The organism is Acinetobacter sp. DMC2 (assembly GCF_056314305.1).
Genome location: NZ_JBQUYP010000001.1, coordinates 260,855 through 276,473, shown reverse-complemented (window position 1 = coordinate 276,473; position 15,619 = coordinate 260,855). Strand labels below are relative to the sequence as shown.

15 protein-coding genes and 1 pseudogene are annotated in these 15,619 nt (G+C 36.6%); 11 read left to right on the top strand and 5 right to left on the bottom strand.

What is annotated here, in order from left to right:
* The first annotated feature begins 11 nt into the window (after positions 1-11).
* The 4 genes from ACT53H_RS01355 to ACT53H_RS01340 all read left to right on the top strand — a co-directional run bounded on the left by ACT53H_RS01355 (position 12) and on the right by ACT53H_RS01340 (position 5,145).
* Positions 12-1,247 (top strand): lactonase family protein, encoded by a 1,236-nt coding sequence (locus ACT53H_RS01355; protein WP_476008429.1) that lies wholly within the window; start codon positions 12-14, stop codon positions 1,245-1,247.
* A gap of 128 nt (positions 1,248-1,375) precedes the next feature.
* Entirely contained in the window at positions 1,376-1,738 is a 363-nt protein-coding gene (locus ACT53H_RS01350; RefSeq protein ID WP_174739194.1) for a hypothetical protein, read from the top strand.
* Between the two features lie 251 nt (positions 1,739-1,989).
* Positions 1,990-4,629: a bifunctional aconitate hydratase 2/2-methylisocitrate dehydratase gene (locus ACT53H_RS01345; protein ID WP_004791533.1), complete on the top strand. Its 2,640-nt coding sequence runs from the start codon at positions 1,990-1,992 to the stop codon at positions 4,627-4,629.
* A 294-nt stretch (positions 4,630-4,923) separates the two neighbouring features.
* Entirely contained in the window at positions 4,924-5,145 is a 222-nt protein-coding gene (locus ACT53H_RS01340; protein ID WP_144731437.1) for a hypothetical protein, read from the top strand.
* Between the two features lie 82 nt (positions 5,146-5,227).
* On the opposite strand, the pseudogene ACT53H_RS01335 reads toward ACT53H_RS01340, so the two are convergent.
* A pseudogene (locus ACT53H_RS01335) lies at positions 5,228-6,683 on the bottom strand (DASS family sodium-coupled anion symporter).
* A 660-nt stretch (positions 6,684-7,343) separates the two neighbouring features.
* Here ACT53H_RS01335 and ACT53H_RS01330 point away from each other — a divergent pair.
* Positions 7,344-7,778 carry a hypothetical protein gene (locus ACT53H_RS01330; RefSeq protein ID WP_353156193.1) on the top strand — a complete coding sequence of 145 codons (435 nt, stop codon included), beginning with the start codon at positions 7,344-7,346 and terminating at the stop codon, positions 7,776-7,778.
* Between the two features lie 119 nt (positions 7,779-7,897).
* Entirely contained in the window at positions 7,898-8,881 is a 984-nt protein-coding gene (locus tag ACT53H_RS01325; RefSeq protein WP_476008428.1) for an ion transporter, read from the top strand.
* Between the two features lie 26 nt (positions 8,882-8,907).
* Here the strand turns inward: ACT53H_RS01325 and ACT53H_RS01320 are convergent, their stop codons facing one another.
* On the bottom strand, positions 8,908-10,107 hold the full coding sequence (locus ACT53H_RS01320) for an MFS transporter (RefSeq protein ID WP_476008427.1): 1,200 nt from the start codon (positions 10,105-10,107) through the stop codon (positions 8,908-8,910).
* A gap of 226 nt (positions 10,108-10,333) precedes the next feature.
* On the opposite strand from ACT53H_RS01320, the gene ACT53H_RS01315 reads away from it, so the two are divergent.
* The 3 genes from ACT53H_RS01315 (at position 10,334) to ACT53H_RS01305 (ending at position 12,923) form a co-directional block, all read left to right on the top strand.
* The gene (locus ACT53H_RS01315; protein WP_476008426.1) at positions 10,334-10,762 is read left to right on the top strand and encodes a hypothetical protein; all 429 of its coding nucleotides are present in this window, start codon (positions 10,334-10,336) and stop codon (positions 10,760-10,762) included.
* A gap of 153 nt (positions 10,763-10,915) precedes the next feature.
* Positions 10,916-11,713 (top strand): DUF4198 domain-containing protein, encoded by a 798-nt coding sequence (locus ACT53H_RS01310; RefSeq protein WP_476008425.1) that lies wholly within the window; start codon positions 10,916-10,918, stop codon positions 11,711-11,713.
* Between the two features lie 289 nt (positions 11,714-12,002).
* Positions 12,003-12,923: a LysR family transcriptional regulator gene (locus tag ACT53H_RS01305; protein ID WP_068929932.1), complete on the top strand. Its 921-nt coding sequence runs from the start codon at positions 12,003-12,005 to the stop codon at positions 12,921-12,923.
* 65 nt (positions 12,924-12,988) lie between these two features.
* Here ACT53H_RS01305 and ACT53H_RS01300 read toward each other — a convergent pair whose 3' ends face one another.
* Positions 12,989-13,441: a DUF441 domain-containing protein gene (locus tag ACT53H_RS01300; protein WP_004791554.1), complete on the bottom strand. Its 453-nt coding sequence runs from the start codon at positions 13,439-13,441 to the stop codon at positions 12,989-12,991.
* Positions 13,442-13,692: 251 nt separating this feature from the next.
* On the opposite strand from ACT53H_RS01300, the gene ACT53H_RS01295 reads away from it, so the two are divergent.
* Together ACT53H_RS01295 and ACT53H_RS01290 are read left to right on the top strand one after the other, a co-directional pair.
* Positions 13,693-13,911: a hypothetical protein gene (locus tag ACT53H_RS01295; RefSeq protein ID WP_004791556.1), complete on the top strand. Its 219-nt coding sequence runs from the start codon at positions 13,693-13,695 to the stop codon at positions 13,909-13,911.
* Positions 13,912-14,013: 102 nt separating this feature from the next.
* Positions 14,014-14,718 carry a pseudouridine synthase gene (locus tag ACT53H_RS01290; RefSeq protein ID WP_104074332.1) on the top strand — a complete coding sequence of 235 codons (705 nt, stop codon included), beginning with the start codon at positions 14,014-14,016 and terminating at the stop codon, positions 14,716-14,718.
* On the opposite strand, the gene ACT53H_RS01285 is transcribed toward ACT53H_RS01290, so the two are convergent.
* Positions 14,711-15,154: a GNAT family N-acetyltransferase gene (locus ACT53H_RS01285; protein WP_002122286.1), complete on the bottom strand. Its 444-nt coding sequence runs from the start codon at positions 15,152-15,154 to the stop codon at positions 14,711-14,713. The genes ACT53H_RS01290 and ACT53H_RS01285 overlap by 8 nt on opposite strands.
* Positions 15,155-15,252: 98 nt before the next feature.
* Positions 15,253-15,561 carry a type II toxin-antitoxin system RelB/DinJ family antitoxin gene (locus tag ACT53H_RS01280; RefSeq protein ID WP_174745849.1) on the bottom strand — a complete coding sequence of 103 codons (309 nt, stop codon included), beginning with the start codon at positions 15,559-15,561 and terminating at the stop codon, positions 15,253-15,255.
* Positions 15,562-15,619 lie beyond the last annotated feature (58 nt).

Genomic DNA, 15,619 nt, shown 5'->3' with positions numbered 1-15,619 from the left:
AGGATATAGCAGTGAAAATAGATACTTCTGTTGAAATTAAATATGACAAGGAAAACGATACAAATACTAAATATCGTGGGCTAATTCAAAAACTAACAGCAACATTGTCGATGACACTTTTGTCATTTGGATGGGGCTCTACCGTAAATGCTGCACAACAACAAATTGCTTTAGTAGGAACATGGACATCGATCCCTAACGCACCACTTGCGCAAAAACCAAAGCAAGCCAGTGAAGGTTTGTACCAGCTTAAAGTCAACAGTGATGGAACATTAACTCCTGTTAATGTCTTGAAAATGAAAAGCCCTTCTTGGATTGTGAAATCGAAAGATGGCCGTTTTGCCTATACTACTAATGAAGAAAATGAAGGAGCGGTGACTGCATTATCCATTCAAAATGGAAAGGTGAATGTATTGAACACAGTGGATAGCCATGGTGGACATCCAACACATGCATCAATCAGTTTAGATGGTAAATTCCTATTTGTGTCGAACTATTCCGCATTTGATAAAGGTCGTGGTGGGGTAGCTGTTTTCCCAATTTTGTCAAACGGCCATTTAGGTGAAAAAGTACAAAATATTGTTTTTAGCGAGGGTTCTGGTCACGTCAAAGGTCGTCAGGACAGTGGTCATGCACATTCGACCACATTTAGCCCAGACGGTAAGTATCTATATGCAAGCGATCTGGGAAATGACAAAGTCTATACTTTTCACTATAACCCGAATAAATCACAACCACTCGAAGCGGATAATAGCCGAGATGTGACTTTTACGCATGGTTCTGGCCCGCGTCATATGGTCTTTTCACCAAATGGCAAACATGCATACGTTACCGCAGAAATGCGAAGCGAAATTGTGACATTTAATGTACAAGATGGTCATTTGAAAAAAGTGGCTGAGTTAAAACTAATTCACGAAGACAAAACACCTGAATTTAAGAGCGCGAGTGGAATTATCCTCAGTCCAAATGGCAAATATGTGATTGCTGCTAACAGAGGGGCAGACAATAAACTTTTGGTATTTAAAATTCAGCAGAATGGATTACTAGCTAAACCAGTAGTTTATAAGGCCAATGGTATTGAACCACGTGCTTTTTCATTCGATGCATCGGGTAAATATCTATATGTAACCAATGTTTATAGTAATAACATTAGCTTGTTCCGTTTTGATGCCAACAAAGGTACCTTAAAACCCGCTGGTAATGCAGCAAAAATATCAACACCGACTGATATCAAATTTTTTAATTAACTCAAACTAGCATTTCTAATGCTTGATATAAAAAAAGACCGAGGGCAAATCATCTCGGTTTTTTTGACTGTTTTTGCAAAAATGATGATTTTCCGTATGATATGGGCAGCAATAATTAGTGTAGTGAAATGATGAAAAAGATTTTATTGATTGCAGTAAGTTTATTTTTTGCTGGTTGTTCAGAAAAGAAGCCATTAACACCTGAAGAGCAATGGCATGGCTTTTGTACTAGCGTAGGAAATGCGGCTAGAAGTATTGTTTTTGATCGTCAGCAAGCAATTGAAAAAACTCAGGCTGTTGAGCATGCAAATAAAATTGAAGATGACATTACCAAAAAGTTCATTCTTAATATTATTGACAAAGTCTATGCAATTCCAAAAGAAGAACTAACTCAAGATTCTCAAGCACTCCAAGAAAAAGTTAGAAAGCAAGCGATGGATGAATGTTTGATAACGCCTCATGACAAAATGCCAAAATATAAATCGTTCTAATTGTGTAAGGTTATTGAATTTCCTCTCTTAAGGGGTGTTTTTGCTCAAAAATAATCCAAATTTGGCTAATTTGTTCGTTATTTATACATGGGTATTTAGATACAAAATAATGGGCATCACGGAGAAACACCCCGTTTTCATTAACTTTTACCTTGAACTCTAGTAAACTTTTGTAGTCCATATTACTTGTGAAGCTTTTTAAGAAAGCTGGAATTTGCAAGTAATTTTTCAAAAAAAGAGGAATGAACACCGTGCTAGAAGCTTACCGCCAACACGTTGAAGAACGTGCCGCACTCGGAGTCCCACCGAAGCCACTTGATGATGCTCAAACAGCTCAGCTTGTTGAACTATTAAAAAATCCACCAGCAGGCGAAGAAGCGTTCTTGGTTGATTTGCTTGAAAACCGTGTTCCTGCAGGTGTTGACCAAGCAGCTTACGTAAAGGCAGCGTTCTTGGCAGCGATTGCAAAAGGCGAAGCAACTTCACCACTCGTTTCTAAAGAACGTGCAGTTTACTTACTTGGCACAATGCTTGGTGGTTATAACGTAGCACCACTTGTTGAGCTTCTTGACGATGCTGAACTTGCAAACCTAGCTGCTGAAGCATTAAAGAAAACACTTCTTGTATTTGATGCATTCCATGACGTAGCAGATAAAGCAAAAGCTGGTAACGCTGCGGCTAAAGCTGTTTTACAATCTTGGGCAGAAGCGGAATGGTTCACTAGCCGTCCTGATGTTCCAGAAGAAATCAAAATCACTGTGTTCAAAGTAACTGGTGAAACAAATACTGATGACTTGTCTCCAGCTCAAGATGCTTGGAGCCGTCCAGATATCCCATTACATGCAAATGCAATGTTGAAAAATGAGCGTGATGGTATCAACCCTGAAAAACCAGGTGAAGTTGGTCCATTAAGCCAAATCAAAGAACTCATCGCGAAAGGCAACCAAGTTGCTTATGTTGGTGACGTTGTTGGTACAGGTTCTTCTCGTAAATCTGCAACTAACTCTGTACTTTGGTTCTTCGGTGACGAACTTCCACACATTCCAAACAAAAAAGATGGTGGTGTGTGTTTAGGTTCTAAAATCGCTCCAATTTTCTTTAATACAATGGAAGACGCAGGTGCATTACCTGTAGAAATCGACGTTGCTAACATGAACATGGGCGACGAAGTTGTATTGAAAATTGACCACGCTGCTGCAAAAGTTACTGCTTTTAAAGATGGCGTACAAATTTCAGAAGCAGAACTTAAAACTCCAGTACTTTTAGACGAAGTACGTGCTGGTGGTCGTATTAACTTGATCATTGGTCGTGGTTTGACAACTAAAGCACGTGAAGAATTAGGTCTTGCACCTTCTACATTGTTCCGTACACCTGTACAACCTGCTGACACTGGCAAAGGCTTCACGCAAGCTCAGAAAATGGTTGGTCGTGCATGTGGTTTAGCTGAAGGTCAAGGTATCCGTCCGGGTACTTATTGTGAACCTAAAATGACAACTGTTGGTTCTCAAGATACAACAGGTCCAATGACTCGTGATGAGTTAAAAGACTTAGCGTGTTTGGGCTTCTCAGCTGACTTAGTGATGCAGTCTTTCTGTCACACTGCTGCGTATCCAAAACCAGTTGACGTAACAACTCACCATACATTACCTGACTTCATCATGAACCGTGGTGGTGTATCTTTACGTCCAGGTGACGGTATTATCCACTCTTGGTTAAACCGTATGTTACTTCCAGATACAGTAGGTACTGGTGGTGACTCACATACTCGTTTCCCAATCGGTATTTCATTCCCAGCGGGTTCTGGTCTTGTTGCGTTCGCAGCTGCAACTGGTGTTATGCCACTTGATATGCCAGAGTCTGTACTTGTTAAGTTCAAAGGTAAAATGCAACCTGGTATCACTTTACGTGACCTTGTACATGCAATTCCTTACTACGCAATTCAAGCGGGTGACTTAACTGTAGAGAAGAAAGGTAAGAAAAACATCTTCTCTGGTCGTATCCTTGAGATCGATTTGTCAGAAATGGAAAATGACTTGACTGTTGAGCAAGCATTTGAACTTTCTGATGCTTCTGCTGAACGTTCTGCAGCTGGCTGTTCAATCACACTTTCTGAAGAGAAAGTTGCTGAATACTTACGTTCTAACATCACCATGTTAAAGTGGATGATCGCAGAAGGTTATGGCGATGCTCGTACAATGGCGCGCCGTGCTGAAAACATGCAGAAGTGGTTAGACAACCCAAGCTTGTTAAAAGCTGATGCTGATGCAGAATACTTAAAAGTTTACGAAATCGATCTTGCTGACATCAAAGAACCAATTCTTTGCTGCCCGAACGATCCAGACGACGCGAAACTTCTTTCTGATGTTCAAGGCGACAAAATTGATGAAGTATTCATCGGTTCTTGTATGACGAACATCGGTCACTTCCGTGCAGCTGGTCAGTTACTAGATAAAGTACCTGGTGGTTCGTTATCTACTCGTTTATGGTTGGCTCCACCAACTCGTATGGACGAGCACCAATTAATGGAAGAAGGCTTATATAACATCTATGGTCGTGCTGGTGCGCGTACAGAGATGCCAGGCTGTTCATTATGTATGGGTAACCAAGCACGTGTAGCGCCGAACACAACATGTGTATCGACTTCTACTCGTAACTTCCCGAACCGTTTAGGTCAAGGTGCAAACGTTTACTTAGCATCTGCTGAGCTTGCATCTGTAGCTGCGGTTCTTGGTAAATTACCAAGCCCAGAAGAATATCAACAGTACGCGTCGCAAATCGACAGCGCTTCTGCTGACATCTACAAATACTTAAACTTCGACAAGATGAGCGAATATACTAAAGAAGCTGATCAAGTTGATACTAAGAAAATCCAAGCTGCTCAATTGACTTAATGAGCTAGGATCAAGAAAAGCCGAAAGGCTTTTCCTAGCGCAAGAGCGAATCTATGATTTGCTTGAGCAAAAAGCTAAAAATAAGGGCTGATTAATCAGCCCTTATTTTTTGAAATAATTTCTATTTAATCTAAAATTTAATACCAATCTTTAAATCAAAAAATTGTAGTGATTTCTGTACTATCCATATCTAATAATTTTAATGGGTGTAGTCCAGTAATTTTGTCTTTACAATTTAATCAATCCATCATTTAATTATTGAAAATGAGTGACTTAAAAAGTTGATTCAACTAAATGGCTAAACAATCGCGTTTCTTATGTATTGGTGGATTCCTTAACGGCTCGGCTGTTAAAGATCAAGGTGATAGTTTTATCTGTGTCGAAAATAATAAACACGTAACCTATTACAAAAAGGAAATTTTCCACCCAGACTCGTGGGATCAAGATTACTACGTCTGTGAAACTACAACAGACCAACAAGCACGAAATTGGGTTTATGATATCAAGCCCGATTAATTCAGCAGATGTAATTTAGTACTTTTTAAATTCAATATATGAAAAGCCCCATCATACGGGGCTTTTTAAAATTAAAATAATTCTACCAATAACCCAACACTTTCCACCAAAGTCCGCCAATCACTACAAAAATAATGATATTAACCACGCTCATGACAAAACCAGCTTTCCACCATTCACCAAGTGTGGTGTAGCCTGAGCCAAACACAACAGGGGAAGTGCCAGTCGCATAATGGGTTAAGGTCATCATAATACTTGAAGCTGCTGCCATCATTAAAGCAAAGAGCATTGGCGGTGCACCAAGTGCAAGTCCTGCCGTATAAAAGGCTGCAAACATAGCGGTAATATGCGCCGTGGTGCTAGCAAACATATAATGTGCGTACAAATAGGCGAGCATTAATAATAGACAAGCAGGCATCCAGCTTAACCCTAAATGACCAATACTGGTTTCTAAAACACTCGAGAACCACGTGATTAAACCAAGCTTATTTAAATAAGTTGCCATCATCACCAATGCAGCGAACCAAGTAATCGTATCCCAGGCGTTCTTTTGCGTAAGAATATCATCCCAAGTGAGCACACCTGTAAGTAGCAATAATCCTAAACCAATAAAGGCAGTCGTTGTTGGGTCAACAGCCCAAGCGGAGCCCAAAATCATGGCAGGAATACCTGCCCATAGCATCAATAAAATACCGAATACACCAAGCATGATGATTTCATTTTTACTGACTGGGCCCATTTCTTTTAATTTACTTTTAGCAAACTGAGCTGCATTAGATGTTTCTTTGACTTCGGGTGGGTACATCAAATACATAATCAAAGGCATAATAATTAAAGCAATCAAACCAGGCAGTAACATTGCCAGTGCCCAAGTACTCCAACTCAATGAAATTTCACTATTGGTCGCCTTTGCCACTAAATCAACGACTAATGGGTTTGGGGCAGTTGCCGTAATGAACATGGCAGAGGTAATCGGGTTGACTTGGTAATTAACCAATGACAGATATTTTCCCATCCGACCTTCGGTACCTTTAGCAGGATCAGAATCATAACTAGTAGAAATTGCCAGTACAATCGGATGAATTATTCCGCCACCACGAGCCGTATTACTTGGCGTTACAGGGGCGAGAATGAGTTCTGAAAGTACCATTATAGCCAATCCCAATGGTTTTCTTGCCCCAAACTGCGATAAATAAATACCCTAACCGTGCACCCAATCCGGTTTTTTGCAAACCTTTAGAGATCATAATGGAAATACCAATCAACCAGATGAGTGGGTTAGCAAAGCTACTAAGCGCATCTTGAATTGCACCGCTTGGGCTTGTGTTAGTCACCCCAGTGATAGCGACTAAAGTTATTGCAATTACGGCAATGGCACCAATTGGCATCGCTTTACCGATGATTGCGGCAATTACACCGACAAACATCGCTAACAAATGCCATGCATCAGGATCAACACCATTTGGTACAGGAATTACGAACCAGATTAACAATGTAATAAATAAAGAAATAAGTGTAGGGAGGGCTTTAAATCCCATGTAATTTCCCCTTGTTTTCATATGATTAAAAATTAAAGCTCTTTATGAGTAAATCGCTAAAGACATAAGTATTAAAGTTCTATTATCGATTAAATGATTCAAGAATTCAAAAAATCACAAGCAATAAGTACTAACTTTCATTTCTATGAAAAAGTCATTCTTTTAAGTTAAATATTTCTTAATTTAAATCTAATTTGTTAAGTTTTTCTGAAATTTTAACTCTAAAATTGATGCCAGATTGATAAATTCTCTGTATAGATATCAGTCTAATAAATAGTACTTAGTATGGTTAATTTAAAAAAAAGCGATAAAGACTTCTAATTGAATTAATATATTCTAATACTAATTTTTAGAAAATGTTAATGATCAAAAAATAAATTATATATTTAGATTAATGTGTAAAAGGTGTAAAAAATTATTAAATAAAATAACTTAGATATAATATTGGATAAAAATTGGTCTTTCTGAATTATTAATTTTATTGAAAGCGTGAAATGAGTCATGAGTTTATTTAAAAATGTTAAATATATCATTTTAAAATTTTATGTATATAAAATTGAATATAATAGTAGTAATTAACTGGTTTTTTGTTTTAAAATAATTAAACGAACTTAAAAATAATTAAAAAAAATATGGGTATTTTATATAGGGAATTTGAGAATGCTAAAGACAATAGTTGAATTTAAATTTGATGATTATCAACTATGTGAACAAAAAATGCACTCTAACGAAGGAGGGATTTTAGTTCAAAAAACTGAAGACATCGCGCAATATATTTTTAGTATATTGAGAAATAGATATCATTTAAATGTAGAACTATATAGTGAAAATTGGGGATGGCAAATTGAAATTCCATTGCCTGAAATAACGATGTATCTGGGAATAAGTGTCTATGAAGAATATAGAAATGGATTCGCAATTTTTATTTCACCGAATACACCTATTTTAAGAAAGTTTTTATTTCGAAAAATTGATATTACCCATCATATTATGGTGCTGCAAAATTATATAAATATTATCTTAAAATCACATCCAGGAATCTATGATGTGATGTGGTGGAAAGAAAATGAATTCCGATGTGTAGCGGCGAGCTGAAGTAGAAAAATATAAAATTTTAATTACCGAAGCGAGTTAAGGAAAATTTATTAAAGACCGTATTGGTGAATAGGCAGTGAGAGCTTACTATATCTTCAATATCAAGTGGTCAGATCAATATGCAAAATTCAGCGTTGAAGAGATTGCGTAAGTTTTTCTATAATAATCTTCATAATCATGACTATGAAACTACGGTAAGTAGATGTATTAATTATTTTTTAGTTGTTTTAATTGTTGGTAATGTCGCTGCCGTTTTATTAGAAACAGTAAATGATTTGTACACAAGCTATCGTGTTTGGTTCGACTATTTTGAAGTTATTTCAATTGCAATTTTTAGTATTGAATATTTATTAAGATTGTGGAGTATTGCAGATCGAGATACGACACAATCCGCATGGAAAACCCGCTTGAATTGGATGAAAAGTGGGGAAGCAATTATTGATTTGATGGCAATTTTACCTGCCTATCTCAATTTCTTTGTACGAATTGATCTTCGTATGCTAAGAATCTTACGTTTACTTCGCCTATTAAAATTAACACGGTATTTTATCTCACTACAGATATTGTTATGCGTGATCAAACGGGAGAAAGGTTCTTTTCAAGCAGTTATCTTTATTTTAATTATCATGATTATTATGACTGCTTCTGGAATTTATGTGGTTGAAAACAAGGCTCAACCAGAAGCTTTTAGTTCAATACCTAAATCTATGTGGTGGGCTGTAGTGACTTTAACCACAGTGGGTTATGGCGATGTAACACCAGTGACCAGTTTAGGAAAGTTACTGGGGGCACTCATTACAATTTTGGGTGTTGGTATTGCGGCTTTACCAGCTGGTATTTTGGCGTCTGGACTTGCAAATGAGCTTAATCAACGTAATCAGAGACTAGAGCAAGAGTTTCGTGAGTTACTTCAAGCACAAGGCATTGATATTTTACATGATGAAATTGAAATAGAGCGGGTCCGTCAAAAAGTAGGATTACCAAAAGAGCAAGCGCATAATTTAATTATTCAAATTATGCGTGAAAAAGTATTAGAGGAAGAGGAGTCGGCTCGAGAGAAAAAATGTTATTGCCCACACTGTGGTGGAAAGCTAACTGATTAGAAAAAATAAGTTAGCCTTTTCTTTAATTAAGCTTTTCTGCTGGCTTTTTCTACTGCAAATGCAATAAGTAAAATGATAAGACCGCCCAGGCTTAAAACAAAACCTACCCAGATTGGTGCGATCCAGCCCATTTGGTGGCTGAGTACCCATCCCCCTAAAAATGCACCTAATGCATTGGCCATATTAAAGGCAGAGTGGTTGAGTGATGCTGCTAATGTTTGGGCATCGCCTGCAACATCCATTAGACGGGTTTGCAAAGCTCCGCCTAATCCCATTACAGTGAGACCAATCAAAAATAATGAAGCAATAGCACTATAGATATTACTCATTAAGAAACTGGCAACAACAAAAGCGATAGCTGAACTAATTAATACACCTACAATCGTTTTGTTTAGGTTTTTATCTGCAAGCCATCCTGCTGCTAAGCCACCAATAACCATACCGATACCCCAGATAGCTAAAGCGATAGGGACAATTTGGATATTAACTTTTGTATATTCAGTTAAAATTGGTGAAACATAACTATAAACAGAAAACATGCCTCCAAAACCGATAGCGCCTACTGCTAGTGTTAGCCACATGTTGATATTTTTAAGACCAGCTAATTCTGTTTTTATACTCGCAGTAGCTTGGACTGGAATATTGGGTACAAAGAAACCGACAGCAATTAAAGTAACGAATGCAATGGTGGCTGAAAACTCAAAACCAGCTCTCCAACCAAAATTTTGACCTAACCACGTTGCGAGAGGAACACCAATTACAGTTGCCACTGTAAGACCCATCATCATTTGGGCAACGGCAGAAGCTCTTCTTGATGGACCAGCGAGTTCAGCTGCAACTAACGCACCGACTCCAAAATATGCTCCGTGTGGTAAACCAGCGATAAAACGTGAGATTAAGACAGTTTCAGGAGTATGAGCCAAAGCGGTACAAGCATTAGCAATTCCATAAAAAAGCATTAAGCCAAGTAATAAAGTTTTTCTAGGTACTTTGGCTCCAAGAATAGCGATAATAGGAGCACCAATAACTACCCCTAATGCATAGGCACTAATAAAGTGGCCAGCTTCAGGTACTGTAATATGTAAATTATTTGCAATTTCCTGAATGAGTCCCATTGCGACAAATTCAGTGGTTCCAATACAAAAACCACCCACAGCGAGTGAGAAAATTGCTAAAAAGAGAGAATAATGTTGATGTGTAGAAAGAGGGGATTGCGGGGACGCCATAATAAGTTAAGGGAAGACACAAAAAAGAGAAGTATAAGGGCAAAGTGAACAGAATAATAAAAAACTAAAATATTGAGAGAATGATTACATATTCTAATAAAGTAAATTTAAATTTTATATGGAATAATTCATCGAAAAACTTTTAAAAATTATATATGATTAGCGCGTAATACTTTAGGCATTACAACAAGTTGTATAAATATCCAAAAAATAGAGATGCTAAAACGTGAGAAAATTATTTATTACCTGCCTTATAGGTATGGCTATGTTATCTATGCCTGGTTGCGCAGTATTTATGGCAGGTAATCAACCAAGTAAAAAAAATTTAAATGTTTTAAATCCAGGCAGCTCTCGTAATTATGTGATTGCCGAGTTTGGTGCGCCTGTACTTTCAGAATACCGTGATGGAACACGTGTTGAGATCTATACTTTTCAGCAAGGGTATTCAAAGTGGGTGAAAGTTGGCAGAGCGTTTGGTCATGGTGTAGCAGATGTGGCTTCAATCGGCCTTTGGGAGGTTTTTGGGACTCCAACAGAAGCATATTTTAATGGTAAAGAAACCTCATACGAAGTATCTTACGGACCAGATGATTTAGTGAAAAGCTATAAGCTAATTGATTTCGAACAGACATTTCCTAAAGTGAAGCAGCAATAAAATCAAATTAAATAAGAAAAGACCTACGGGTCTTTTTTTGTATAAAATTAAACTGGTTAATGATAATAAGAATTATTTTTATTTGTGTATACTGTATGCGCTTATACTTTGTCTGAAATTATTTAACTTTGTGTATAACAGGATATTGTAATAATGAATAGATTTCTAATAACGTCACTTGCATTGATATGTACAACAGGCTTCGCTCACGAACCTTATGTAGCACCTATAGCTTATAAAACCGATCAAACCCAAGTGCCCGTAATTGCTGGTTATGCTGAAGAAGCATTAAATAGTGAATATGCTTTAAAGGACGCGAAACTTACCGTAATCACACCTAAAAATGAGCTTAAAACTGTCAACTCAGAAGCTTTGCATAAGTCTGTAAGTGTGTTTGATGTAGAGCTACCTGAAGAAGGTACATATATTGTTCAAACTCAGGCGAGTTATCCTTTAAAATATGTATATGACCAAAAAGAATGGCATCTATTTGTTGATATGCCAGCTGATAAAGCTCCACCGAAAGCAGAACGTGAATATTTGATTCCGACTGACCTTGAAACAAAAACAATTAAACCAGAGCAAGTAACACGTGAGTGGATATTGCAGAGTTATCTTTCTAAGGGAAAAGTTTCAGATATTCAGCTTCCTAATACACCGATTAAAGTTAGTTTCTCCGTACATCCAAACCAAATTAAAGCTGCTCAATCAGTTAAATTAGCTATAACTGAAAAGGGCCAGCCTTTAGCTTATGCTGAAGTTAATTTAAGAGAAAAGGGTGCAACTGACAAACAAGTGCAGCAGTTTAAGGCAGAAAAGAATGGTCAGGTCGAGCTTAGCTTTCCAAAAGCTGGAGAGTACCTAGTAGAAGTAACAGCCCCTCTAAATTTGAAATTAAAACCTAAAGATCAGAGCTATACGATTATTAGCTTAAATGTATTAGCACAGTAATTTTTAATGTTTTAAAAAATAGACCTTTATGAGGTCTATTTTTGTTTTTCATACTTTTTTAATCACTTTAAAAACTTTATGAGATCGTTTTAATTTCCCTTCATTTTTAAAGATACCTAAATTCATCCCAAGCAAAAATAGTGAAATAAAATTCATGTTGAGACAAACTAACTAATTTTGTGTTAAAGTGAATAAAATTCATTAATGCAGATTTATCGAAAGTTTTATGGAAAAGCAAACATGAGCTTTTTGCATTTATAGATAAATCTCTTTTTGTAGGCTTGTGCCCATGTTAGAAATTCGTCACCTTAAAACTTTAGTTGCTTTACGCGAGCATGGTTCATTAGTTTCGGCAGCAAATGACCTTTGTTTAACGCCATCTGCCATTTCCCATCAATTAAAAGAATTAGATCATTGGTATGGGGTAGAGGTTGTTAATCGTCGAAGTAGACCTGTTAGTTTTTCTAATGTTGGACAGCGCTTATTAAAGTTAGCTGATGATGTTTTGCCACAAATTCAGATTACCCACAGTGATATCACGCGTATTGTGCATGGACAGACCGGCAGAATTATTTTTTCATCGGAATGCCATAGTTGTTTTGACTGGTTAATGCCTTTATTAAATCAGTATCGCCAGCAATACCCAGATGTAGATTTAGACTTCGCTTCAGGTTTTGAAGCCAATCCGCATGAACTCTTACAAAATGCTGAATTTGATTTGCTGATTACAGCAGACCCAATTGCATTAAAAGGAATTGAGTATTTTCCGATTTTTGAATACGAATCACGGTTAGTCTTATCAAATACTCATTCTTTGGTGCGGGCTGAGAATATTACAGTTCAAGAGTTGGCCGAAGAGGTTTTAATTACTTATCCAGTTGATAAGCACCGTTTAGATATCATGTCTAAACTTTTCATTCCTGCGAATATTCAGCCTAAGCAAATACGAACAACAGATTTAACCCAAATGCTTATTCAACTTGTTGCAAGTGGACGAGGTATTGCTGCTTTACCTGATTGGGTGGTAAATGAATATGAACAAAAGGGCTGGGTCACAAGCCGCCGTTTAGATTGTGTTTCTCCTACAGGTTTAAGACGTACTTTATATGCGGGTTATCGAACTGAAGAAAAAGAGAAAAGTTATTTTGAAGGATTTTTAAAGCAGTTAGAAAAGTTCTCTTTAAAACGAAACGCTTATTATTCTGGCTAAAAATAAAAATTTAGCCTAAGTATAAGAAAGGTGCTTAATTGCACCTTTTTTATATCGACTTCTTATTATTTACCAATAAATAAAGAGAGTAAGCCTGCTGCAATCAGGGGGCCGACTGGTACACCACGGAGTAAAGCAACACCAGCAACTGTACCAATCAGTAAGCCTGCAACCACGTCAGGTTGGCTTGACATTAGTTTTACTCCACGACCACCCAACCAAGCGACTAATAAGCCAATTGCAATAGCCAAAAGTGATTTAAAACTAACAAATGACTTTAAAATACTCTCCCCACTGAGCTTCCCACTGGCAATTGGAGTAAGTACACCAATCGTTAAAATAAGAATTCCTAAATTAAGACCGTGAGCTTGAATATAGGGGAAAAACTCATTTAATGGCGTAATTTTAACGACAATGAGCACACCAGCTGCAATCGTTACAGCTGCATTTTGACTTAATAAGCCGCAGATCAACAGAACGAGTAGAACAACTAAATTAACATCAAATTGGGCAAGCATGGGGAGTGCGGAGGAAGTAAATAAATGGAATTGTATAATATTTAAGACACGTAATGTGAACGCTTTAAAAGATATAGCCGATTTTAAATCTTATTTTTAAGAATAAATGATTGTATATCTCTCAATCCTAAAGAGTTTTAATTTCTGGTTACGCTTGGAAACAATGTTATATAAATTAACAAGTTAAAAATTTTAACTTTTAAAAATTGTGATATAAAAATAGTCATTACTCATGAGTACAGGGCAGATTTATGGACATTATAGATATCAAAATCAAAGATCAGTTTGACCAGATTCATGATGCAAAAGCGCAACTAAAGAAAAATTTAGTTGAACATGAGAATGAATCGTTAAAGCTAAGCCAACGTATTGAACATATTATTGTTGATAATGAAATTATTTTGCCTACTACTGAATTATTATTTGAAAGTGAACAGAACGAAAATATTTATCGAGTAGTCGAAGAATAAAGTGTGAGTTGAATGAAGTAAGTGTAAAGAGCTGCTCGTAGCGTTTAGTAAAAAAGTGGAAACTACGTTAAAATAACAGCTTAGTTCTAAAGAGAAAACTTCATGCTGCTGGAAAAAATTTTACAATCACAAGGGTTTGGTTCACGTAAATATTGTCAGCAGTTAATAAAAAACGGATCTGTAAGTATTGATGGAGAGGTTGCAGATGATCTCAAAAAGCAATTCTCTCCAGAAAATTTAGAGTTTTCTCTTTTTGGGGAAACTTATCAATATCGAGAAAAAGTTTACCTTGCTCTAAAAAAGCCAAAAGGTTTTGAGTGTTCACATCAGCCTCATCATCATCAAAGCGTATTTAGTCTTTTACCGGAAATATTGATTCAACGGGGTGTGCAAGCCATTGGTCGTTTAGATCAAGATACAACAGGCTTACTTTTACTTACTGATGACGGTAAATACCTTCAAGCTTTAACTCATCCTCGTAAACATGTGCCAAAGGTTTATCATGTTACGACTATAGATCCGGTTACACCTGAGCAAATTGAGATGTTGAGCCAAGGTGTGAGTTTGCATCAAGAAAAGGGTGTTTTTGCTGCAACAGATGTGGAGATATTAGAAACGCATCAATTAACTATGACGATTCATCAAGGTGTTTATCATCAAGTAAAAAGAATGATTGCGGCTGTAGGAAATAAGGTAGAAGCATTACATCGCCATCAAGTAGGGCAATTGGTTTTACCTGAACTTGAAGATGGTGAGTGGGTTTATTTATCTGAACAACAAAAACAGCTCGCTCAAAATATCATTTAAGAAAACAATGGAAGGTTTGGAACTCACTATCTCGAATGAATCCCATTTGTTCATATAAACGATGAGATTCATGGTTGTTACTTTGAGTTTCCAAACTAATCCGCAAAGCATTTTCTTGTTTTGCAAATAAGATTGCTGTATCGATTAGCTGTTTAGCGGAACCTTGACGACGAAAAACGGGCGTAACATATACATCATCTAAAATATAATAAGTTGAACAAGCAACTGAAGAAAAACCTAAATAGAGTAAAATAAAACCCGTGATTTTATCGTCTTTAATATGAATGAAGAACACACTTTCTCTATTTTCAAAACGTTGTTTAAGGAAGTGAAGTGATTCATTAAAATTAGAAGAGGCCCCATAAAATTGGCGATATTCATCAAATAAAACGGCGAGTTGCTCTAAATCTTCAAAAGTCGCTCGTCTAACGATCATTTGGCACTCCTTGTAACTTATCATTATGTTTTTACAAAGAGAGCATAACGAAAAAAACAGCTTTTTGACGTTAAAACTTGTTTATAAATGCAACAGTGTTAAGTTTTGTCGCTTTCACCAAGAAGTGCATTAAGTTCTTCAAATAAATCTTCATGGTCATCATCTTCAGCTAAAGTTGATGGATTTTGGTTTAACGAAGATGCTTTTGCTTTTCTCAGCTTTAATAATTGTTCCATATTAATATTCTGATTTTCGATAGCAAAAGGAATAGATTTAGTTAATACGACCTGTTTAAAAAAAAGTCGTACTGCTTGGGCAGGGGTAATTCCCAGTTGTTTAAAAACAGCAAAAGCCTGCTTTTTTTCTTGGGAGTCAAGTCGAACCTGATAAACTTCTGTTTTTCGCATGAATAACAAAACCAAATGATTTTTAATTTTTAGGAATTTATTTTAAACCATCGCAATG

What these genes read in the sequence shown, in the direction of transcription:
- ACT53H_RS01320 (WP_476008427.1), bottom strand. Translation starts at nt 10,107, where the DNA reads ATGGCGTCCCCGCAATCCCCTCTTTCTACACATCAACATTATTCTCTC.
- ACT53H_RS01325 (WP_476008428.1), top strand. Translation starts at nt 7,898, where the DNA reads ATGCAAAATTCAGCGTTGAAGAGATTGCGTAAGTTTTTCTATAATAAT.
- ACT53H_RS01280 (WP_174745849.1), bottom strand. Translation starts at nt 15,561, where the DNA reads ATGCGAAAAACAGAAGTTTATCAGGTTCGACTTGACTCCCAAGAAAAA.
- ACT53H_RS01300 (WP_004791554.1), bottom strand. Translation starts at nt 13,441, where the DNA reads ATGCTTGCCCAATTTGATGTTAATTTAGTTGTTCTACTCGTTCTGTTG.
- ACT53H_RS01305 (WP_068929932.1), top strand. Translation starts at nt 12,003, where the DNA reads ATGTTAGAAATTCGTCACCTTAAAACTTTAGTTGCTTTACGCGAGCAT.
- ACT53H_RS01285 (WP_002122286.1), bottom strand. Translation starts at nt 15,154, where the DNA reads ATGATCGTTAGACGAGCGACTTTTGAAGATTTAGAGCAACTCGCCGTT.
- ACT53H_RS01295 (WP_004791556.1), top strand. Translation starts at nt 13,693, where the DNA reads ATGGACATTATAGATATCAAAATCAAAGATCAGTTTGACCAGATTCAT.
- ACT53H_RS01290 (WP_104074332.1), top strand. Translation starts at nt 14,014, where the DNA reads ATGCTGCTGGAAAAAATTTTACAATCACAAGGGTTTGGTTCACGTAAA.
- ACT53H_RS01340 (WP_144731437.1), top strand. Translation starts at nt 4,924, where the DNA reads ATGGCTAAACAATCGCGTTTCTTATGTATTGGTGGATTCCTTAACGGC.
- ACT53H_RS01310 (WP_476008425.1), top strand. Translation starts at nt 10,916, where the DNA reads ATGAATAGATTTCTAATAACGTCACTTGCATTGATATGTACAACAGGC.
- ACT53H_RS01330 (WP_353156193.1), top strand. Translation starts at nt 7,344, where the DNA reads ATGCTAAAGACAATAGTTGAATTTAAATTTGATGATTATCAACTATGT.
- ACT53H_RS01350 (WP_174739194.1), top strand. Translation starts at nt 1,376, where the DNA reads ATGATGAAAAAGATTTTATTGATTGCAGTAAGTTTATTTTTTGCTGGT.